This window comes from Nitrobacter sp. (assembly GCF_047149785.1).
In the GTDB taxonomy this organism is placed as follows: domain Bacteria; phylum Pseudomonadota; class Alphaproteobacteria; order Rhizobiales; family Xanthobacteraceae; genus Nitrobacter.
Genome location: NZ_BAAGBE010000001.1, coordinates 1737707 through 1753162, shown reverse-complemented (window position 1 = coordinate 1753162; position 15456 = coordinate 1737707). Strand labels below are relative to the sequence as shown.

The 15456-nt window shown below is 62.9% G+C and carries 13 protein-coding genes and 1 tRNA gene; 7 read left to right on the top strand and 7 right to left on the bottom strand.

Annotation, left to right across the window (positions count from 1 at the left end; all coding sequences use genetic code 11):
• Positions 1–173: 173 nt before the first annotated feature.
• The 5 genes from ACMDCM_RS08075 to ACMDCM_RS08055 all read right to left on the bottom strand — a co-directional run bounded on the left by ACMDCM_RS08075 (position 174) and on the right by ACMDCM_RS08055 (position 7331).
• A complete protein-coding gene (locus tag ACMDCM_RS08075) occupies positions 174–524 on the bottom strand; it encodes a hypothetical protein (RefSeq protein WP_412773079.1) in 351 nt (116 codons plus the stop codon).
• Positions 525–731: 207 nt separating this feature from the next.
• Positions 732–2486: an ATP-binding protein gene (locus ACMDCM_RS08070; protein ID WP_412773078.1), complete on the bottom strand. Its 1755-nt coding sequence runs from the start codon at positions 2484–2486 to the stop codon at positions 732–734.
• 305 nt (positions 2487–2791) lie between these two features.
• Positions 2792–2865: transfer RNA gene (locus tag ACMDCM_RS08065), tRNA-Gln, on the bottom strand.
• Positions 2866–3021: 156 nt separating this feature from the next.
• Positions 3022–6168, bottom strand: coding sequence for a multidrug efflux RND transporter permease subunit (locus ACMDCM_RS08060; RefSeq protein ID WP_412773077.1), 3147 nt, complete (start codon positions 6166–6168; stop codon positions 3022–3024).
• A complete protein-coding gene (locus ACMDCM_RS08055; protein WP_412773076.1) occupies positions 6165–7331 on the bottom strand; it encodes an efflux RND transporter periplasmic adaptor subunit in 1167 nt (388 codons plus the stop codon). Before ACMDCM_RS08055 ends, ACMDCM_RS08060 begins: the two co-directional genes overlap by 4 nt.
• A gap of 134 nt (positions 7332–7465) precedes the next feature.
• Here ACMDCM_RS08055 and ACMDCM_RS08050 point away from each other — a divergent pair, with 134 nt between their 5' ends.
• The 7 genes from ACMDCM_RS08050 to ACMDCM_RS08020 all read left to right on the top strand — a co-directional run bounded on the left by ACMDCM_RS08050 (position 7466) and on the right by ACMDCM_RS08020 (position 14100).
• Positions 7466–7945: a MarR family winged helix-turn-helix transcriptional regulator gene (locus tag ACMDCM_RS08050; RefSeq protein WP_412773075.1), complete on the top strand. Its 480-nt coding sequence runs from the start codon at positions 7466–7468 to the stop codon at positions 7943–7945.
• A 114-nt stretch (positions 7946–8059) separates the two neighbouring features.
• Entirely contained in the window at positions 8060–8299 is a 240-nt protein-coding gene (locus ACMDCM_RS08045; protein WP_011510023.1) for a hypothetical protein, read from the top strand.
• A gap of 247 nt (positions 8300–8546) precedes the next feature.
• Positions 8547–11045 carry a TonB-dependent receptor gene (locus ACMDCM_RS08040; protein WP_412773074.1) on the top strand — a complete coding sequence of 833 codons (2499 nt, stop codon included), beginning with the start codon at positions 8547–8549 and terminating at the stop codon, positions 11043–11045.
• A 95-nt stretch (positions 11046–11140) separates the two neighbouring features.
• Entirely contained in the window at positions 11141–11830 is a 690-nt protein-coding gene (locus ACMDCM_RS08035; protein WP_412773073.1) for a Fe2+-dependent dioxygenase, read from the top strand.
• 7 nt (positions 11831–11837) lie between these two features.
• Positions 11838–12821, top strand: coding sequence for a tonB-system energizer ExbB (exbB, locus tag ACMDCM_RS08030; protein ID WP_412773072.1), 984 nt, complete (start codon positions 11838–11840; stop codon positions 12819–12821).
• Between the two features lie 10 nt (positions 12822–12831).
• Complete coding sequence (exbD, locus tag ACMDCM_RS08025; protein WP_412773071.1) at positions 12832–13302, top strand: TonB system transport protein ExbD; 471 nt, start codon at positions 12832–12834, stop codon at positions 13300–13302.
• Positions 13303–13305: 3 nt separating this feature from the next.
• Positions 13306–14100 (top strand): TonB family protein, encoded by a 795-nt coding sequence (locus tag ACMDCM_RS08020; RefSeq protein WP_412773070.1) that lies wholly within the window; start codon positions 13306–13308, stop codon positions 14098–14100.
• 71 nt (positions 14101–14171) lie between these two features.
• Here ACMDCM_RS08020 and ACMDCM_RS08015 read toward each other — a convergent pair whose 3' ends face one another.
• Both ACMDCM_RS08015 and ACMDCM_RS08010 read right to left on the bottom strand, forming a co-directional pair.
• On the bottom strand, positions 14172–14606 hold the full coding sequence (locus ACMDCM_RS08015; RefSeq protein ID WP_412773069.1) for a hypothetical protein: 435 nt from the start codon (positions 14604–14606) through the stop codon (positions 14172–14174).
• A gap of 25 nt (positions 14607–14631) precedes the next feature.
• Positions 14632–15351 carry a site-2 protease family protein gene (locus ACMDCM_RS08010; RefSeq protein ID WP_412773068.1) on the bottom strand — a complete coding sequence of 240 codons (720 nt, stop codon included), beginning with the start codon at positions 15349–15351 and terminating at the stop codon, positions 14632–14634.
• Positions 15352–15456: the final 105 nt, after the last annotated feature.

Genomic DNA, 15456 nt, shown 5'->3' with positions numbered 1-15456 from the left:
ATTGGAAGATAAACGCCGTATCGGCGGTCGGCGGCGGCGTCGCCCCCGCAACGTCCGGCCCATCGTGCGGGGTCGAGTGCCCATATATCGGAGCGCTGTCCCGAGTTCAATGGTGCCGGGCGCTCCGCCGAGCCGTATTCCTCAGCCGAATCAGGGCTCTTGATCCTTGCAGCCTATCTCCGGAAGGGCGCGCTGCCTGCGCAATCCTGAAGTCCCGTCAGGGCGCAGTCGCGCGTGTTGCGCAAATCGGCGATGCTCACGGCCAGCCACAGCCCGACGGCGGTCAATGCGATCGTGAAGGCAAATGCAGCCGCATTGGCGAGCATCCGGTGACGGAAGTCGTCCGGTTGGTCGGGAGCAGGTGGGTGACGCGACGAATGGCCGGCTTCTTCGGGGGAGCCGGCGTCGGCGGCATTTGCCGAGGGCCGTTGTTCGGGCAGTCTCCTGGGGCGGGGCGGGTGACGTGGCCGAAACTGGAGCACGACGTGCTCTTCCTCCGGCATCTTTGGCCGCTGTATTCCCATGGGAGGCCGCCCGGTCCGCAAGCTCCAGCGCGTTCTATATCACGGCGCGCGCGGTCCTCACACAAAAAGTCGCCATGGCCGGCGTCGGATGGCCGACGCAGCTTCGGCTGCCGTCCATGGGAGAGGACACGTCATCGGACCGCATGTCGGTGGCGTTCGCCATCCGGTTCGGCAACGGTTGCCGGTTTCGCCCGCACCGGGCCTGCTCTATCGCAGCGGTCTTTTAAGAAGCGTGAAACGGTCGGGATCGAGGCCGAGCGAGGGCTGCAGCATCGGTGTATCCAGCAGGCGCGCGGCCGGCCTCTCCATGAGACCGGGATCGTTGGGAACGTCGCGATGCGAGGTTGCTCCCCGCCAGCGCTCGAGAACGGCATCGACGAACTGCATGTCGTGGCCGCGGCCGGCGGACGGCACCGTCGAGATCGTGGCTTCGCTGCGCGGCAACTGGTGCGCCGGGACTTCCTTGAAGCGCAGCCGGGTGGGAAGCGCGACGCCTTCGCCGAAGGCCAGCACCTCGCGCGTTCCGAGCGAGGGCACGAACGAGAGCAGGTTCGCCGCCGCGTCCGAGACCGCCGAACGCAGCAGCGCCTGGTCGCGCTCGTTGGCGAGGCGCATCGTGAACAGCGTGTTGCATTGGGAAATGATGGTGGCGTCCAGTTCGGCCGGGCGCTGCGTCACGAGGCCAAGATAGACTCCGTACTTGCGGCCTTCCTTGGCGATGCGGGAAATCGCCTTGCGGGTCGGGCCGAAGCCGATGCTGCGGTCGGCCGACGCATAGCGGTGGGCTTCCTCGCAGACAAACAGCAGCGGCGAGACGCCGTCGCTCCACAGTCCGAAGTCGAACGCCATGCGGCAGAGCACCGACACCACGGAATCGACGACCTCGGCGGGGAAGCCGGCAAGCTGCATGATGGTCATCGGCTTGCCGTTGGCGGGCAGGCGGAACAACAGGCTGACGACCTCGGCCATCGTGTCGCCGCCGACGTTTGCGTTGTCGAACATGAAGGCGTAGCGGGGATCGTTGCGCACGGTTTCGATGCGCGAGATCAGCTTGTGGTAGACGATGCGCGACGAGCGGTTCTCCAGCCTGCCCATGCGCTCGTCGATCAGCGAGATCATGTCGACCAGGCGATAAGGCACCGGCGTGTCGGCGGTGAAGCCGACGCTCTTGGGATCGATGCGCTTGAGGCCGACGCGATCGGCGTGCTGATACTGCGTATAGATCCCCTTCGCGATCGGGATCACCTCGGCGAGGATATCGAGCTCCTCCGGCACGCCGGGGCGGCCTGCGAACAGGACGTCGACGATTTCCTCGAAGTTGAACAGCCAGAACGGCAATTTCAGATTGCGCGGGTTGAGCACGATCGCGCGCTCGCCGAAACATCTGCCGTATTCGTTGTGCACGTCGAGCAGGAAGATGCGGAGGCTGGGTCGCGACTTCAGGATCTCGTTGATGAGCAGCGAAACGCCGCTCGATTTGCCGACGCCGGTTGAACCAAGCACGGCGAAATGCTTGCTGAGCATTTCCTCGATGTCGACATAGGCCGTGACGGACTGATCCTGCTGCAGCATGCCGACATCGATCAGGTCCATACCGTTGGGAGCGTAGATCGTGCGGAGCTCCTGGTTGGTGACAAGGTCGGCCGCGTCGTCGATCGCGGGATAGTTGGTGACGCCGCGCTGGAATCGGGGACGGGGACCGGAACTGTCAAGGATTTCGCCAAGCAGATCGACGGAGGCGCTGGCGATGAATTCGTTCGAGGACGGCAAATGCTCGCAGGATACCTCGGTGATCATGGCAACGATGGTCGAGGTCATGCTGCGCAGGCTGATGAACCGGCCGACGGTGGCCCGCGCCGCCGCGGGCGACATGCGGCCTGTCTGCAGAATGCCGACGCGAGCCTGTGATCCGCGTACCGAAATCACGCGCCCGAATGAACTGGTGGGAGTCGAAGGAAGCATTTTGAGAACCACATTTCTTGTGTCTTGTGCTGCTGCGGTCCCGATGATCTCATGGGTTATTGCAAGAAACTGTTAAACCGGGCGGAAAGGAGTACAGGCAGATCAGCCATGCACAACGGGAACCGGCCGGCTGCCGCCGACACGGTTTAAGGATTTGTTTACCGCTATGACCTCTGCGGCTGTCGCGTCTCCGAAAGAGTTTCGACCCTCGGGCGGCCGTGACCGCAGGCGATAGCACTTCGTCGGCTCGGATCGAGAGCAATCGCGCTGCACCGAAGCCTGCCTATCGATCGTGTACGAAGGAGTGGCTGGGGAACTAGGATTCGAACCTAGACAAACAGAGTCAGAGTCTGTTGTGCTACCGTTACACCATTCCCCACCGAGGCGACTTTTACGGCGCTTTTTCCGGAGGTGTTCCGGGAGCGCCGAAAAGCAAATCGGGCGATTTGTCCGCGTGATATAGCCGTGTCGACGTTCGCGGTCCAGTCCTGTTGGAGCGGGTATCCGCGAGCCTGTTGCGGCCGTCGAGACGGCGCTATTCGGCAGCTTCCTTGACGGAGGCATTGCCCGACAGGTCGCGACCGCCGCCCGAGGCGCCTGCGCGTCCCCAGCCGGACAGCCAGTTGGAAAACTGGTCGAGGTAGAGATAGACCACCGGCGTGGTGAACAGCGTCAGCGCCTGGCTGACCAGCAATCCGCCGACCATCGCGTAGCCCAGCGGCTGACGGATTTCCGCGCCGGTGCCGGTGCCGAGCATTAGCGGCACGCCTCCCAGCATCGCGGCCATGGTCGTCATCATGATGGGGCGGAAGCGGAGCAGGGCGGCCTTGCGGATGGATTCCTCCGGCGACAGATGCTCCTCGCGCTCCGCCGCGATCGCGAAGTCGACCATCATGATGCCGTTCTTCTTGACGATGCCGATCAGGAGAATGATTCCGATCAGCGCGATCAGGCTGAAGTCGTAGCCGAACAGCATCAGCGTCGCGAGCGCGCCGACACCCGCCGACGGCAGCGTCGACAGAATGGTGATCGGGTGGATGTAGCTCTCGTAGAGGATGCCGAGGATCAGGTACACCACGACGAGCGCGGCCAGGATCAGCAGCGGCACGGTGCCGAGCGATTGCTGGAAGGCCTGCGCGGTGCCCTGGAAGCTGCCGTTGAGCGTGGCCGGCGTGCCGAGCTGGCGCATGGCGTTCTGCACGGCATCGGTGGCCTGTCCCAGCGCGACGCCCTGCGCGAGGTTGAAGCTGATGGTGATCGCCGGAAACTGGCCCTGGTGGCTGATCGAGAGCGGCCGCACCGGCACCGTCGTCCACTTGGCGAAAACCGAGAGCGGAACCTGTTCGCCGGTGAGCGGCGATTTCACATAGATCTTGTCCAGCGTGTCGACCTTGCCCTGCAACTCGGGAAGGATTTCAAGGATCACGTGATAGCTGTTGAGCTGGGTGAAGTACTGCGCGACCTGCCGCTGTCCGAAGGCGTCGTAGAGCGTGTCGTCGATGAGCTGCGGCGCGATGCCGTAACGGGACGCGGCGTCGCGATCCACCGTGAGCGTCAGCGTGGTGCCGTTGGTCTGCTGGTCGGTGGCGACGTCGCGGAGTTGCGGCAGCGTCTGCAGCTTTTTCAGCACTTTCGGCGCCCAGGTATTCAATTCGTCAAGATTGGCATCCTGAAGGGTGTATTCGAACTGCGTGCGGGTGGCGCGGCCGCCGAGCCGGACGTCCTGCGACGCCTGAAGAAACTGCCGCGCACCTTCCACCTTGTCGAGTTTGGGCCGCAGCCGCGCGATGACCTGCTGCGCCGAGGCGTCGCGCTTTTCGCGCGGTTTCAGCGTAACGTACATGCGTCCGTTGTTGAGCGCGCTGCCGCCGCCGCCGATGAACATGGCGACGCTGTACACGGCCGGATCGGCCATCACGATTCGCGCAAGTTCCTCCTGCTTTTTCTTCATCTCGTCGAAGGAGATGTCCTGCGCCGCCTCGGAGGTGCCGAGGATCATGCCGTTGTCCTGCTGCGGGAAGAACCCTTTCGGGATGATGACGAACAGGTAGATCGACAGGCCCAGCGTCACAAAGAATACGAGAAGCGTGGTCCGCCGCCAGCGCAGCACCAGATCGAGCCCGCGGCGATAGCCGTTGAGCATGGCGTCGAAGCCGCGCTCGCTGATCTGGTACAGCCTGCCGTGCCGGACGTCGTGCTGGCTGCGCAGGAATCGCGACGCCATCATCGGCGTCAGCGTCAACGACACGAGCAGCGACACCAAAATCGCCATCGCCAGCGTCACCGCGAATTCGCGGAACAGCCGCCCGATAATGCCGCCCATCAACAGCAGCGGGATCAGCACCGCGACCAGCGAAATGCTGATCGACATGATGGTGAAGCCGATCTCGCCCGCGCCCTTCAGCGCCGCCGCCATCGGCGTCTCGCCTTCCTCGATGTAACGGCTGATGTTTTCAAGCATGACGATGGCGTCGTCGACGACGAAGCCGACCGAGATCGTGAGCGCCATCAGCGAGAGGTTGTCCAGCGAATAGCCGAACGGCCACATCAGCGCGCAAGCGCCGAGCAGCGCCAGGGGAACGGTGACGGCGGGGATGACGGTGGCCCAGAAACTGCGCAAGAACAGGAAGATCACCATCACGACGAGGCAGATGGTGATGAGCAGCGTGATCTGGACGTCCTCGACCGCGGCGCGAATGGTGGTGGTGCGGTCGCTGATGATCTTGATCTTGATCGCGGGCGGGATCGTCGCGATCAGCTTGGGCAGTTCCGCCTTGATCCGGTCGACCGTGTCGATGACGTTGGCGCCGGGCTGCTTGAAGATGACGAGGAACACGCCGCGCTTTCCGTCGGCCCACGCCGCGCGCTTGTTGTCTTCGGGACCCGATACCGCCCGGCCGATGTCGCGGATGCGCAAGGGACCGCCGTTGCGATAGGCGATGATGACGTCGTTCCAGTCCTTCGATGCGGTCAACTGGTCGTTGGCATAGATCGTATAGCTGCGCGTGCCGCCGTCGATGCTGCCTTTGGGGGCGTTGACCGTCGTCAGGGTGATCTGGTTGCGGATGTCCTCGAGCGACAGGCCCTTCGCGACGAGCTTCGCCGGATCGATCTGGATACGGATGGCGGGCTTCTGCTGGCCGCCGACGAAGACTTGCGCGACGCCGGAAATCTGGCTGATCTGCTGCGCCATCTGGGCGTCGGTGTCGTCGCTCACCGTCGTCAGGGGCAGGGTATCGGATGTCGCCGACAACAGCATGATCGGCGAGTCGGCGGGATTGACCTTGCGATAGGTCGGCGGGCTCGGAAGATTTTTCGGCAACTGGCCGCCGGCGGCGTTGATGGCGCCCTGAACGTCGTTGGCCGCGCCGTCGATGTTGCGATTGAGATCGAACTGGATGGTGATGGCGGTCGAGCCGATCGAACTGGTCGAGGTCATCTGCGCGATGCCGGGAATCTGCGCCATTTGCCGCTCGAGCGGCTGCGCAACCGACGACGCCATGGTTTCGGGGCTCGCGCCGGGCAGGTTCGCCTGGACCTGGATCGTGGGGAAATCGACTTGCGGCAGGGGCGCCACCGGGAGCAGCGGAAACGCCACCAGACCGACGAACAGAATGCCGGCCATCAGCAACGACGTTGCGACGGGGTAGCGAATAAACGGTGCGGAAATGCTGCCGTTCATTTAGGGGCCTTGCCGTCGGACGGTTCGGATTCCGCGACCGTCGTGGTCACCGCCGATCCCGGTTGAACCCGATATTGTCCGGCGACGATAACACGTTCTCCCGGAGCCAACCCGTCCTCGACGACGGTCTGGCCATCGATAGACTTGCCAATCTTGATCTTGCGAAGCTCCGCCTTGTTCGCCGTATTGACGGAATAGGCATACAGCCCTTCGGTTCCGTGCTTGACGGCGTCGTCGGGAACGACGACGGCATCCTTCAGGGTAGACACCAGCAGCCGGGTCGAGACCGACTGTCCGGGCCAGAGCGCGTGGTCCTTGTTGTCAAACACCGCCTTGAGCCGGATTGTTCCGCTTGTTGTATCAACCTGATTGTTGATCAGCATCAGCGTTCCCCGCGACAGGATTCGCTTGCCGTCGGTGGAGTACGCGATCACCTTCGGCGATCCGGCGGCGAGGGCGTCCTTGATCTGCGGGAGCTGCCCTTCCGGAGCGGTGAAAATCACGGCGATCGGCTCGATCTGCGCGATGGTGACGATGCCGGTCTGCGTCGAGGCGTTGACGATGTTGCCCTGATCAACCAGACGGAAGCCGGTAACGCCCGCAATCGGCGCGCGGATGCTGGTGTAGTCGAGCTGGGTCTGTGCGTTGGAAATCGCGGCTTCGTCCGCCGCGATCTGGGCGGTGAGCTGCTGCACGGTGGATCGCTGGGTGTCGGTCTGCTGCCGCGTCGCGAATTCGCCGAGCTTGGTATAACGTTGCAGGTCGAGGCTGGCGTTGGCCAGATTGGCTTCGTCCTGCCTCTTCTTGGCCTTGGCCTGATCGAGCGCGGCCTGTAAAGGGCGCGGATCGATATGGGCGAGCAGGTCGCCCTTCTGGACCAGTTGGCCCTCCTTGAAGGCGATCCGGTCGATCTGGCCGTCGACACGGGTCCGCACCACGACGGTATTGAAACCCTGAACCGTCCCGAGTCCGGTCAGATAGATCGGGAAATCGCGTCGTTCTACGGTTGCGATGCTGACGGGAACCGGCCTGGCCGTCGCGGCGTCGGCTTTATCCGCGCCGTTATGTTCGCTCCCTCCACGTCGCCAAAGCGCGTAACCGCCGCCCGCCAGGGCGATCACGACGACAAGGGACGTCCAACGAAGAATTCGCGACCGGGACATTGGCTCTGGCACTGGAAAATCGGGACTTCAAAAATTGTCCGGACGGCCGTAGATATATGTGTGCATATTATGTGTAAACACACCATTCCTTGAGAATCCTAAACAATTGGAAAACTTTGGACCCTGCGCAGCCGATGTCCACCGATCTCAAACGTCAGTTCGTCGCGCAATTGATCGAAAGTTCGCGTCTGCTGCGCAACTATATCGACGTCCGCGCCAAGGGCCGCGGGACCACGCGGGCTCAGTGGATCGTGCTGTTTCAGCTCCGCCAGAAGGAAGGGTTGTCGCAGGTTGATCTCGCCGAAGTCCTCGAATTGCAGCCGATCTCGCTGGTCCGCCTGCTTGACCGGCTTGTCGATCAGGGCCTTCTGGAGCGCCGACCGGATCCGCGGGATCGCCGGGCCAACCGCTTGTTCTTGACCGAGGCGGGACGCCTGTTCGTCGACGAGCTGGACAGCCTGCGCGACTCCATCGCCGCGGATGTCTTGCAGGGAATGCCGGCGAGCACCATTGAAGCGAGTCTTGAGGTCCTTCGCGACGTCAAGCGTCGCCTCAAGAGCGGCTCCGAAACCAAGCGCTCCGCCGAAAATGCGACCGATATTGCGATCGAATAACGATTGCCTGCTTCACGTCGCGAGCTTACGTGCAATCCCCGGATTGTCGCCCGAGACTTCTTCTTCCATGGCACAGCGTCGTGGCGCTGCCGGAGACGCAAAAGGGAGTGAGCGATGGACGAACTGAATGGCCGGATGATGGCCTGCCAGATCATGATTACGGGTTTGATCGCGCGCGTGGCCAACAGTTCTCCCGACCCGCTCCGTTTTCTCACCGATTTCCGCGACGAGATAAAAGCCGTGGTGCGGCAGGTCAACATCGCCGGGACGGACGATACGGACCGCATCCGGAGCGTCGCGCAAAAGACCGTCGACGAAATGCTTTCGCTCATGAAACCGCCGAGCGCCGATTGATGCGTCGTCGCGCTCCGGCGAGCGGAAGCGTTTCAAATACAGCGCAGTCAAGAGGATTAAGCACAAACGTCCGCGCCGGATCGGTCGAACAATTTAGAATCGCTATGATTTAGACATATTCAAAAAGCCAAACGCCGCTATTTCATCAAATCACATTGACCCCCAAAATCCAGATCGGTATCGCTCCCAATGTGGCAAATCCGCGCAGCGTCAATTGCGCCAATTGCCCGTTTTATTGGGGGACTTCATGAGCAATGCAAGGATGCCGAGATCGTTGCGGACAATCGCAGCGGCCGACTCGATCGACAAGCCGTTTGACGTCAGCTCCGCCGGCAAGGTCTCCGCCGTTGCAAGTCTCATTGCGGTTGCCTCCTTCTCCTCCGCCGAAGCGCAGCAACCCAGCCTCCCGCCGGTGACGATCGATGCCCCGGTCGTTCGCCCGCATCATGCTGCGTCAAAGCCCACGGCGGACCACGTCCGGGCGCGTACGGCGTTGCGCCATGCGGCGCGCCGCACCCAGCCGCCCCAGGCCGCGCCGGTGCCGTATCCGAACGCGGGACAGTTGGCGTCGCCTGATGCCGATCCCTATGCCAACCCCGACGCGCCCTATCAGGCCACGCGCGTGCAATCCGGCAAGTTCACCGAGCCGTTGGTCAACACGCCGAAGACCATCACTGTCCTTACAAAGGACGTGCTCGAAGACAAGAACGCGACCTCGCTCCGGGAAATCGGACGCAGCACCGCCGGCGTCACGCTGGGATCGGGCGAGGGCGGCAACGCTTTCGGCGACCGTTTCTTCATCCGTGGTTTCGATGCCCGCAACGACATCTTCGTGGACGGTATCCGCGATCCAGCGGTCAGCGTCCGCGAGAACTTCTTCACCGAGCAGGTCGAAATCCTTCGCGGGCCCGCGTCCAGCTATGCCGGTCGGGGCACCGCTGGCGGCGGCATCAATATCGTGACCAAGCAGGCCGGTGACCGCAATTTCTACAATGCCAGGAGCGAGTTCGGCACCGACGCCACCCGCCGGATCACCTTCGATGTCAACCAGGTCATCAGTCCGACGCTCTCGATCCGCGCCGGCGGATTGGCGCAGGGCGCCAGGGTCGCGGGAAGGGACTTCACGACCGACTACCGCTACGGCGGTTTTGCCGCCGTCAAGTGGACGCCGACCGACAACGTCAAGGTTCTGGCAAACTACATTCACACCGATCTGAACGGCACCCCGGACTTTGGCGTGCCATGGGATCGGGTGAACAACCGGCCTGTCACCGACAGCGGCGTGCCGCGCAACACCTGGTACGGCTCGCTCGACCGGGATTTCCAGAAAGTCAGGCAGGACATCGGAACGGTCCAGGGCGAACTCAAGGTCAACGACAACATCACGCTCAATAACCGCTTCCGCGCGGAACGATCCATCCTGAACTACATCGGCACGATCGCCGAAGCGCCGAACGTCAAGACTTTCCCTCCCGCAACGTTTCCAAATGCCAGCAACCCGCTCTATGTGCAGCTCAACGCGCAGAGTCGCTATCAGACCGTCAACGTACTCGCCAACCAGAGCGACGCGACCTTCAAGTTCGATACCGGTCCGTTCAGGCACACGGCCGTCGTCGGCGCGGAATTCTCCCGCGAGCAGGTGTCGATCGACAAGTATGCCGGCCTGACCTCGGAGGCTCTGAGCCAGAGCGGGTTGCAGAGCAGCAGCGGCGCGGTGCTCGTACCTTACAACAACCCTTACGGCGATCCGTCCAGCATCACGTATTCGGACTTCTCGGGCGCGACGCTGGCAGGCACGCCGCTCAATGCGACCGTCGATACCAAGAGCGCGTATCTGATCGAAACCGCCAACTATAACGACTTCCTCATCCTCAACGGCGGCGTGCGCTATGACGATTACGACTATTCAGCGTTCAACCATGCCAACAACAGCCAGAGCGCCCTCGATTCCGGCCTCGTCAACTACAACGGCGGGATCGTGGTCAAGCCGCTGCCGTATGCCAGCGTTTATGCGGCCTATGCGACATCCTCGAATCCGATCGGCGCCGAACTCGATGCGTCGAGCGCCTCTTACGGCGGGCCGGATTTCACCAATCTCGGCCAGGCGTTCGGTCCCGAACGCAACAAGGGGGCCGAAGTTGGCACCAAGTGGGAGCTGTTCGACCGGCGCCTGTTGCTGACCGCCGCATTATTCCAGACAGAGAAGGATAACGCGCGCGAAGTCGGCACCGTGAACGGCGTCGCCAACACCATCGTCGCCGGCGCCGCCTATCGCATCCAGGGCATCGATCTGGAAGCCGCCGGCAAGATCACCGACAAGTGGAGCGTGTTCGGCGGCCTGGTGCTGATGGACTCGAAGATACTCAAGTCGAACGTGCTGCCGCCCAATCTCGCGCTTTATTCATCGAACGTCGGATTGAAACTCGCCAACATTGCGCATCAGTCGTTCAACATCCTCACGAAGTATCAAATCGCGGACGACTGGGAGGTCGGGGGTCAGGCGACCTATCGCTCCAAGATCTACGGCGGCACCCTGCTTGCGGCCAACCAGGGCACGTCGCTACCGAGCTACTGGCGCTTCGACGCCTTCGTCGAGCACAAGATCGACAAGAACATCACGGTCAAGCTCTACGTGAACAACATCTTCAACAAGCTCTATTACGACGCGCTCTATCAAAGTGCGGCCCCGTTCGTGCAGGTTGCGCCGGGACGCGCCGGCTATCTCGTCGTCAGCGCGAAGTTCTAGAGCGTGATAGCGCCGACGGGGCGAGGGGGATGACACGAAACATGTCCGGTTCCGGCTGAGGTCCGGGCCGGGTCGGACATGGGCGTGAGGAAGACATGTTGATCTGCGTCCCCGGCGTATTGAAAAAGGATGACGTGGCCGATTTCCGCCGCGTCATGGACGCGGCCAAATGGGAGGATGGCCGTTCCACTGCCGGCGCCCAGTCGGCGCTGGTCAAGAAGAACGAGCAGTTGCCGCCGGACAGCGAGGTGGCGCGAGCGCTCGGCAACCGGATCATTTCGGCGCTGACGGCGAATCCGCGCTTTATCTCGGCGGCGATCCCGCTGCAGATTTTCCCGCCGCTGTTCAACCGCTACGTCGCATCGGACGGACATCATTTCGGCGTTCACGTCGACAACGCCGTGCGCGGCGATCGTTTGACGGGCCTGCGCATTCGAACCGACCTGTCGGTCACGTTGTTTTTATCGGAACCGGACGACTACGACGGCGGCGAACTGGTGGTCGAAGACAACTACGGTTCGCATGAAATCAAGCTGCCGGCCGGCGATCTTGTCCTTTACCCGGCGTCCAGCCTTCATCTGGTCACGCCGGTGACGCGGGGCATCCGCGTAGCGTCTTTTTTTTGGCTTCAGAGCATGGTACGGGATGACCGCGCGCGCAGCCTGATCTTCGACTTGGACACGGCGATTCAAAATCTTGTCGAACGTCTCGGGCGAGATGATCCTGAAACGGTCAAATTGACGGGCATCTATCACAATCTCATCCGCTATTGGGCCGAGGTATGAGCAGCCAATGTTTAGAATAGTTCTAAGAGTTCTGCCGATGGCTGCCGCGTTGACGTTTGCGTCGCTGGCGTCGCCCGTAGCCGCACAGCAGAACACAACTGCCGCGCCGCCGCCGTCCGGGGTGTCGTCTCCGTCCGCCGCCCAGCAGATCCCGGAGCCGTCAGCGCCGGTCGCCTCTCCGGTCCAGACGCCGGCATCAACGCCCCCCGCGATATCGCAACAGCCTGCCGCCGATGCCGCGTCCGCTTCGAGCGCGACGGCCATCAACCCGCTGAAGGCGGAGACGACGCCTCACGAACTGTCGCCGTGGTCGATGTTTCTGTCGGCGGACATTCTGGTCAAGTTTGTGATGATCGGTCTTGCGTTCGCCTCGCTGGTGACCTGGACGATCTGCATCGCGAAAATGGTCGAACTGTCGCTGGCGCGCCGTAACCTCGGGGCGGCGCTGACGAAAATCAGCGAGGCGCGCTCGCTGGCGGAAGCGCAGATGGCGCTCGGCGCCAGGAACGGCGTGCTGGCATCGCTGCTGGCGGCGGCGATGCACGAGGCGCGGCTGTCGGCCGGAATATCCAGCGACGCCGGCATCAAGGAAAGGGCGGCGTCGAGCTTCGCCGAAATCGTCCGCGCGGAGTCGCGGCGCATCCGGCTCGGCATGGGGCTGCTCGCGACCATCGGCGCGACGTCGCCTTTCGTCGGCCTGTTCGGCACCGTCTGGGGCATCATGAACAGTTTCATCGGCATTTCGAAGGCGCAGACCACCAACCTCGCCGTGGTCGCGCCCGGCATCGCCGAAGCGCTGCTTGCGACCGCGCTCGGCCTCGTCGCGGCGATCCCGGCGGTCATCATCTACAATCACTTCGCGCGTGTGACGAAAGGCTACATCGAACTGGTCGGCCGCGCATCGGGGTCTGCCGGGCGATTGCTGTCGCGCGACCTCGACCGGACCCATGGCAGTTCCATTGGCGGCGCGCACTCGCGCGCTGCGGAGTAGGCGGTAGGCGATGGGCGCATCGATTGCGGAAGGCGGCTTTGACGACGACGAGGAGTACGCCGAGGCGCACGAGATCAATGTCACGCCGTTCATCGACGTCATCCTGGTCCTCCTCATTATCTTCATGGTGGCTGCGCCGCTGTCGACCGTCGATCTGCCGGTCAACCTGCCGACGTCGAGCGCGACCCCGCAAAAGAAGCCGGACAAGCCGACCTACGTCAGCATCAAGGCCGATCTTGCGGTCGCGATCGGAGAAACTCTCGTCAAGCGGGTCGATCTGGTCAGGACCCTCGATAATACGCCCGACATGACCAAGGACAGTTTCATCTTCCTGCGCGCGGATCGCGCGGTGCCTTACGGCGATCTGATGGATGTGCTGGAGATATTGCGCGCGGGCGGCTACACGAAAATCAAGCTGGTGGCGCTCGAGGGCGTCCCCGATGCCCAGTCCGTTCCGAAGGCGAACAATACAAAGCCTTGAACCATGCCAGAGATCATCGCAGAGTCCTCGCCGTCCCGCCGTCTCTGGGTTTTCTCAGCGGTCGCCGCGCTCGCTATCCATCTCGGTTGCGTGGCGCTGGCGATAGCTCACATGCGGCCCGACGAGTCCGACGACGATCTCGGCGCGCCGGCGATCGAGATCGGGCTTGACCTGGCCTCGCCGCATCGCGAGGCGATGGACCTTCCGCCCGGACCGGACACCGACGCGTCGGTGGCGTCGCCCGCGCTTGCCGAGCAGAAGGCGGTCGTGAAGGAAACCGATCTGCCCAAGGATAAGCCGACCGAGACCGACGATCCGGATCGGATCGTCACCGAGAACGACTCGAAGAAGCCGGTCAAAGACGATCCCGAGAAGGCGGCGGTGCAGACGTCCGCCTCGCAGGAATCGGTGGCGGCAGAGGCGACCGCGATGCCGAGCGTCGAACACGCGCCGGAATCGGAGCGTTCGGTCGCGCCGCAGCAAGGCACCGGCACGAGCGACCGTCGCATCCGCGCCACCTGGCAAAAGGAACTGGTCGCCCATCTCGACAAGCACAAGCGCTATCCGCCCGAGCGCACGCAGAAGAGCGCGCGGATTCTCGTCAACTTCGTGCTTGATCGCCTAGGCCATATCGTTTCGGCTTCCATCGTGAAGGGATCGGGCGATCCGGTGTTCGATCAAGCCGCACTCGCGATGTTGCACCGCTCGGATCCGGTGCCGCCGCCGCCGCCGCTGATAGCGGACGAGGGATTGAGCTTTACCCTGCCGGTGGTTTTCCGCGTGAAGAACAAGGGCTGACTTCGCAGGGGGCGACGTCGCAGAGGCCGAGAGGTCATCCCGGCCGGCGAGACACCGCTGCGTCGCCTTGCTTATCGCAAGAAATAATAGCGGATGCCGACGTAAATCACGATGAGCAGGGTGAAGATCAGCGCGACCGGCAAGCGCGGTTTTGCCTTCGCCCCCGAATTTCTGGTCTGCGGCTGTTGAGCCTCGGGCCGTCTGAAGGCGGTGACGTTATCGAGTTCCACGATCGGATCTTTCGGCACCGACTTGATGTCCGGCGGCGTGCCGGTGCCGCCCATCTCCGCATAGTAGTCGTTGTAAATCAGGACGATGGTGGCCTCGCTCGCCTCCGCCTCCGGCATCTTCTCGAGAAGATTCCCGTAGCTTGAAAGGAATGCCAGGGCTTCGGCCGGCAGCGACGACGTGCCATTGAGTTTCGTCATCATCTTCCAGGTCGCGAAGTCGGCGCGCGCCTTGGTGTCGGCGCGCCTTGCAATCATTTTGTCCTGTGCTTTGATCAACTGACTACGCCCCTTGCAACGCCTTTTATATATTGCCGGTGATCAGCAGCAGAAGCTGTATCACATAACCGGTGACTGTTCTCACGATGGAGGAGATCACGTCAAGATTGAGACCGAGCTGGCTGCCGAGCATCGGAAGCAGCAGGAGCACGCCTATCAGGATCAGCAGTCCGTAGGGTTCGAGGCGGGAGAGCGGGATGGCGAGGGCATTCGGCAGCAACCCGACCGCGACCCGACCGCCGTCCAGCGGCGGGATCGGCAGCATGTTGAACACAGCGAGAATGACGTTGATGATCAGCGCGTTCTGCAGGTTGTCGGCGACCCACCGGGCGCCGTCGGCCGGAATCAGGCCGAGCCCGTGAAATGCCAGGGCCGCGGCCAGCGCCAGCAGGATGTTGGTGGCGGGGCCGGCGAGCGCCACCCAGACCATGTCGATGCGGGGATGGCTCAGGTTGCGGAAATTCACCGGTACCGGCTTTGCGTAGCCGAACAGGAACGGCGCGTGCGACAGCAGCAGAATCCCCGGCAACATCACGGTACCGAAGGGATCGATATGTTTCAGCGGATTGAAGCTGACGCGGCCGAGCTGCCAGGCGGTGTTGTCACCCAGCCGGTGCGCGACAAATCCGTGCGCGGCTTCGTGAAAGGTGATCGCGATGACGAGCGGCAGCACCCAGACCGACAGCGTGTAGAGTGAAATGCCCGACAATCGGCGGCCTCGTGCGGTTCGACGGAGACGATCCATACCACAGGTCGCCACGGCGATGACAGGGGGCAGTCCTGCCCGGACGAGCCTTCCTGGCATCGCGACGGCAAGAGTCGGACCCGGCGAGCTGCCGAGCCCGGCCGG

Excerpts from the sequence above, each read along its gene's own strand:
- ACMDCM_RS08075 (WP_412773079.1), bottom strand. The coding sequence starts at position 524 with ATGGGAATACAGCGGCCAAAGATGCCGGAGGAAGAGCACGTCGTGCTC.
- ACMDCM_RS08070 (WP_412773078.1), bottom strand. The coding sequence starts at position 2,486 with ATGCTTCCTTCGACTCCCACCAGTTCATTCGGGCGCGTGATTTCGGTA.
- ACMDCM_RS08060 (WP_412773077.1), bottom strand. The coding sequence starts at position 6,168 with ATGAACGGCAGCATTTCCGCACCGTTTATTCGCTACCCCGTCGCAACG.
- ACMDCM_RS08055 (WP_412773076.1), bottom strand. The coding sequence starts at position 7,331 with ATGTCCCGGTCGCGAATTCTTCGTTGGACGTCCCTTGTCGTCGTGATC.
- ACMDCM_RS08050 (WP_412773075.1), top strand. The coding sequence starts at position 7,466 with ATGTCCACCGATCTCAAACGTCAGTTCGTCGCGCAATTGATCGAAAGT.
- ACMDCM_RS08045 (WP_011510023.1), top strand. The coding sequence starts at position 8,060 with ATGGACGAACTGAATGGCCGGATGATGGCCTGCCAGATCATGATTACG.
- ACMDCM_RS08040 (WP_412773074.1), top strand. The coding sequence starts at position 8,547 with ATGAGCAATGCAAGGATGCCGAGATCGTTGCGGACAATCGCAGCGGCC.
- ACMDCM_RS08035 (WP_412773073.1), top strand. The coding sequence starts at position 11,141 with ATGTTGATCTGCGTCCCCGGCGTATTGAAAAAGGATGACGTGGCCGAT.
- exbB (WP_412773072.1), top strand. The coding sequence starts at position 11,838 with ATGTTTAGAATAGTTCTAAGAGTTCTGCCGATGGCTGCCGCGTTGACG.
- exbD (WP_412773071.1), top strand. The coding sequence starts at position 12,832 with ATGGGCGCATCGATTGCGGAAGGCGGCTTTGACGACGACGAGGAGTAC.
- ACMDCM_RS08020 (WP_412773070.1), top strand. The coding sequence starts at position 13,306 with ATGCCAGAGATCATCGCAGAGTCCTCGCCGTCCCGCCGTCTCTGGGTT.
- ACMDCM_RS08010 (WP_412773068.1), bottom strand. The coding sequence starts at position 15,351 with ATGGATCGTCTCCGTCGAACCGCACGAGGCCGCCGATTGTCGGGCATT.